This window comes from Longimicrobiaceae bacterium (assembly GCA_035696245.1).
Taxonomy (GTDB): domain Bacteria; phylum Gemmatimonadota; class Gemmatimonadetes; order Longimicrobiales; family Longimicrobiaceae; genus DASRQW01.
In genome coordinates this window covers 1-4,770 of record DASRQW010000134.1, presented here as the reverse complement: position 1 = coordinate 4,770, position 4,770 = coordinate 1, and the positions used below count along the sequence as shown (strand labels likewise).

Genomic DNA, 4,770 nt, shown 5'->3' with positions numbered 1-4,770 from the left:
GTTCCGGATGCGATGAATCGCACCCCTACGCGTGGTGAGGTGGGCGCTGTTCTGAGCCGGAACGGTTTGGGGAGGCCGCCGGGAGGCGTGATGTCGTGCGGGAGAGGCGCGGAAGGTGGGGGATGAGGTGTGGACGAACGGGAAATGGCAGCAACCAAGTGTGCCCGGGGCGTGGAGAGGTTAGCTTCTCCCCTGCGGCGCGGCGATGGGCGCCGGCCGCATGCAACCCGTTCCACGGAGCACACCTATGCGTCGCACCCGCCTTGCACTCGCCGCCCTGCTCGTCGTCTCGGCCGCCGCCTGCGGCCGCGCGGACCAGATCACCGCGCCCAGCCACCCGAACGTGCCGGCGGCGCACGACGGAGGGGGCCTGGCCGGCTCGGGGAGCTACATGGCGCCCGCGCGCCAGCCCTAGCCGCGCCTCAGTGGCGGCCGGAGGTCGCGAGCACCGCCACGAACTTGCCCACCAGGCGGGCGCCCGGCTCCGGCGGGGCGCCCGCTTCGTCGCGCGCGTCGTCGGCGGCCACGGCGGCCAGGTCGGCGCGCGCGACCGCTTCCAGCACCCACTCGGCCTCGAACTGCGACTGCGCCTCGGCGCGCTGGACGGCGACGGTGCGGGCGTAGTGCGCGGCGTACGAGGCGCGCTCCGGGTCGTTCAGTGCCGCGGCCCCACGGGCCAAGTTGACGAGCGCCTCGGGCACGCGCTCGGTGCTCTCGCTGGCGTGCACCATGGCCCACGCGTCGGTCCAGGCGCTCGCGAATGCCATGCGCTCGCCCCGCAGCCCCGCGGCGCGCCCCTGGCTGGAGACGAAGAGCAGCCGCAGCGGCGCGTCGGAGGTGTAGCGCACCAGCGCTTCCAGCACGGGGACGGCCTTACCCACGTGGCCCTGCCGCATCCACGCGCAGGCCACGTCGTGCGCCAGCGCGGGCAGGCGCGGGTCGTGGCGCCCGTACGCGCGCAGGGCGGCGCGGGCCAGGCGGTTGGCCTCGTCGAAGCAGCCGGCGTTGATGGCCACGCAGAACAGGTCGTGCAGCGCGCGCCCGCGCACGCCCACCAGCCGGTGCCGTCGCGTGGTGCGCAGCGCCCGCAGCAGCGCCTCCTTGGCGGCGGGCCACGCGCCGCGCTGGATGTGCATGTTGCCGATGCCGCAGAAGGTGAGCGCGTACGCCTTCCAGTTGCGCGTCCGGTTGGCGACGCTCACTGCGCGCCGGAACCAGCTCTCGGCCACGGCGTACTCGGCCTGCTTGCGGGCGGCCAGGCCCGCCATGTACGCGGCGTTGGCGTCCATGGGCGAGGCCAGCGCCGCGCTCTGCGCGAGCGCCATGGCCGAGTGCCCGCACCCCTGCCGCGACGCCCATTCCGAGAGCGCCAGGCAGGCGGCCGTCACCCGCTCGGGTGCGACCTCGGTGGCGTGGCTGAGGATCTCGGCGAGGGTGCGCAGGTGCGCGTCGAGCGCGGGCAGCACGCCCAGCGTGTCCAGGTGGCTCAGACGGCGGGCGTACGCGCGGGCGGTGAACAGGTCGCCGCGCTTGTCGCCGGCCTCGGCCCACAGCGCCACCTCGGTGAAGCCGCGCCACAGCAGCAGCCCCAGGTCGCCGGGGATCTCGCGGATGATGTGGAAGCCGGGGTAGGGCTCGCGGATGGCGAAGAGCGCGCGGGGGGCCTGCCACGCCGCCGGGGCGCTGGGGAGGGGTCGGTCCGTCATTCGTATCTCCGTTGGCGCGGCAAACATCCAGGCCGGAAAAGCACGCAACGACACAGCATAAACGAAAATCCGCGCGGGGCCAGTGACCTTCTCCTAACTGGTAGCACGAGTGGCGCCATACGTGTGGCCTCCGTCCAGATCGTCCCGCGCGGCGATCCCGCCGGCTGCACATCCGCAGTATACGCCCGGTAGGGCCAGCGGGGCCATGCCGCCGGGAGGGGCCGTTCCAGCCGGCCGGTCAGGCCCGCCGATCGGCCCCGGCGCGGCCGCATCGGCGTAAGTGCCTGCACGCCGCATCATTCGGACGATGACGGGAGATGTGCTGCGGTGGGCAGGCTTCGGAAGAAAAGTCCCGTCCCGCGGCCCCCCCAAAAACTGCCTGGGAGAGGGGAGACCGGAAGCGCGGGCGGGTGGGGCGGGTGCGGCGGAAGACGGTCGGGGAGCGAAAGAAGCTCGGCCGAGGCGGACGACGGGCGGACCGGCCTGCTTCACCGTCGCGTCCGCTGGTGGAACCGTCCGTCCCACGAGCGGACAGTCCGGCACCCGGCGGTGAGCTTGCTCGAGTCCCCAAGTGATTGGGCGGGATGGCGATGCGCGCGGGGCGGCGGAAGGCACGCTCCTCGCCTTTCCGGGCGCGCTGCTCACGGGTCCCGTGACCGCCTCGCCAGCTTCTTTTCCATCGAGCCGAGACCCGGTCAGGAATCCGCACCGGAGATGATGGCCCATCCCTCCGCGATCGCGCGGCGCAGGTCGTCTTCCGGCGCATTGCCCGTTTGCGCGGCGGCGAGGTACAGCCTCCGCCACGCGTCGCGGTACGCCTTCGCGCGCTGCTGCGGGTGGAAGAGCGTCTGCACGCCCTGGAAGATCGCCGCGAGCCAGGCGAGCACGTCGAGGCGGATGCCAATGGAGGGCTTGCTCGCCACGGTGACGGTCAGTGCCAGGGCGGCCAGGGCGACCGCGTAGTGGAACCGATACCAGCGGCGTGACTGGACCAGCCAGTCCTGGAGGCGTTTCTCCGCGTAGTCAGGCAGCATTCTCGGCCCTTTCGTGAAGGGAAGCCGCGTTACCCAGGGCCGCAACTCTGGTGCGCCCGTGGAAACGGACCCACACGGAACTCGCCAGTGCCGTCCGCTGGCGGGACGGAGAATCCCACGAGCGAACAGGACGGACGGCGCCGCCCCGCCGTGCATCTACCGCAAACGATTGCAGTAGATGGCGATGTGAAAGATGCGGCGCGGGGCACGCTCCTGGCCTCGTAAGAAGATGCGCATCGTCCGACGGCTGACGGGCGATGCGCATCTCCCGATCTCTCCGTACCACGTCGCCCGCGCCCGCGAACCGGCCGCACGGCAACCGATCCACCGAACCCTCCCTTCCGGGATACCCTGATGGACAAGCTTCTCCAGGACCTGCGGTATGCGGCGCGGCGGCTGGCTTCCAGCCCCGGCTTCGCGGCGGCGGCGCTGCTCACCCTGGCGCTGGGGATCGGGGCGAACAGCGCCATCTTCAGCGTGGTGGACGGCGTGCTGCTGCGCCCCCTGCCCTTCCGCGAGCCGGACCGCCTGGTGCGCCTGTACACGCACGGCGCCGGCGCGCCGCCCAGCGAGATCTCCGCGCCGGACTTCATGAGCCTGCGCGAGCAGTCCGGCGTGTTCACCGACGTGGCGGCGTACACCGAGTCGAACGCCACGCTCACGGGCACGGGCGAGCCGGAGAGCCTGAAGGGGCTGTGGGTGAGCGCCGGCTTCTTCCGCGTGCTCGGGGTGTCGCCCGTGCTGGGCCGCGGCTTCGTGCCGGACGCGAACCTGCCGGGCCATGCGCGCGAGGTGGTGCTGTCGTACGGCACGTGGCGCGACCGCTTCGGAAGCGACGCGCGGGTGCTGGGCCGTACGCTGATGCTGAACGGGGTGCAGCGCACGGTCGTAGGCGTGATGCCGGAGGGCTTCGCCTACCCGTCGGACCGGCAGCTGTGGATACCGATCCCCTACGACTCGTCGTTCTCGGCCAGCGCGTCCACCAACCGGCGCGCGGAGTACCTGGACGCGGTGGGGCGGCTGAAGCCGGGCGTGTCGCTGGCGCGCGCGCAATCAGCTGTCGCGACCGTGGCGGCGCGGCTGCGCCGCGAGTACCCGGAGACGAACACGGGCGTGGAGGCGACGGTGCTGGGGCTGCACGAGGCCACGGTGGGCGACGTGCGCATGCCCCTGCTGGTGCTGCTGGGCGCCGTGGGCTTCGTGCTGCTCATCGCCTGCGTGAACGTGGCGAACCTGCTCCTGGCCCGCATGGCGGCGCGGGAGAGCGAGATCGCGGTGCGGGCGGCGCTGGGCGCGGGCCGCGGCGCGTTGGTGCGGCAGCTCCTGACGGAGAACCTGCTGCTGGGCGTGCTGGGCGGCACGCTGGGGCTGCTGCTGGCGCACTGGGGCGTGGCGGCGCTGGTGAGCCTGCGCCCGCAGGACATTCCCCGGCTGGACGCGGTGGGGCTGGACGGCCGCGCGGTGGCGTTCACGGGGGCGGTGTCGCTGCTCACGAGCGTGCTGGTGGGCATCTTCCCCGCGCTGAAGGCGACGCGGCCGGACCTGGCGGCCTCGCTGCGCGAGGGGGGCCGGGGCGGCGGGGCGGGGCGCGCGGCCACGCGGCTGCGCGGCACGCTGGTGGTGGCCGAGGTGGCGATGGCGGTGGTGCTGCTCGCGGGCGCGGGGCTGCTCATCCGCAGCTTCGTGCAGCTCCAGCGCGTGGACCCCGGCTTCCGGCCCGACGGCGTGGTTTCGTTCGACCTGACGCTGCCGCGCGCGGCGTACCCGGAAGACGCGCAGGTGGGTGCCTTCCACGCCGCGCTGCTGGGCCGCATCCGGGAGATGCCGGGCGTGAAGTCCGCCGGCGCGGTAAGCGCGATTCCCATGGGCGGCAGCAAGACCAACATCACGTTCGACGTGGTGGGACGCGCGCCCGCCAAGCAGGGCGAGGAGCCGTCGATGGACGTGCGCCTGGCCACGGCGGACTACGTGCGGACGATGGGGATTCCCGTGCTGCGCGGCCGCGCGTTCGATACGCGCGACCGGGCGGG

Annotated in this window: 4 protein-coding genes; 2 read left to right on the top strand and 2 right to left on the bottom strand. The window is 73.1% G+C overall.

Features of this window, described 5'->3' with window-relative positions; translation table 11 throughout:
* The first annotated feature begins 247 nt into the window (after window positions 1-247).
* Window positions 248-415, top strand: a complete 168-nt coding sequence (locus VFE05_05990; protein ID HET6229614.1) for a hypothetical protein — start codon at window positions 248-250, stop codon at window positions 413-415.
* A 7-nt stretch (window positions 416-422) separates the two neighbouring features.
* Here the strand turns inward: VFE05_05990 and VFE05_05985 are convergent, their stop codons facing one another.
* On the bottom strand, window positions 423-1,706 hold the full coding sequence (locus VFE05_05985) for a hypothetical protein (GenBank protein HET6229613.1): 1,284 nt from the start codon (window positions 1,704-1,706) through the stop codon (window positions 423-425).
* A gap of 695 nt (window positions 1,707-2,401) precedes the next feature.
* Window positions 2,402-2,740 (bottom strand): hypothetical protein, encoded by a 339-nt coding sequence (locus VFE05_05980; GenBank protein HET6229612.1) that lies wholly within the window; start codon window positions 2,738-2,740, stop codon window positions 2,402-2,404.
* Window positions 2,741-3,094: 354 nt separating this feature from the next.
* On the opposite strand from VFE05_05980, the gene VFE05_05975 reads away from it, so the two are divergent.
* A partial coding sequence (locus tag VFE05_05975; GenBank protein HET6229611.1) for an ADOP family duplicated permease occupies window positions 3,095-4,770 on the top strand: 1,676 nt, incomplete at its 3' end.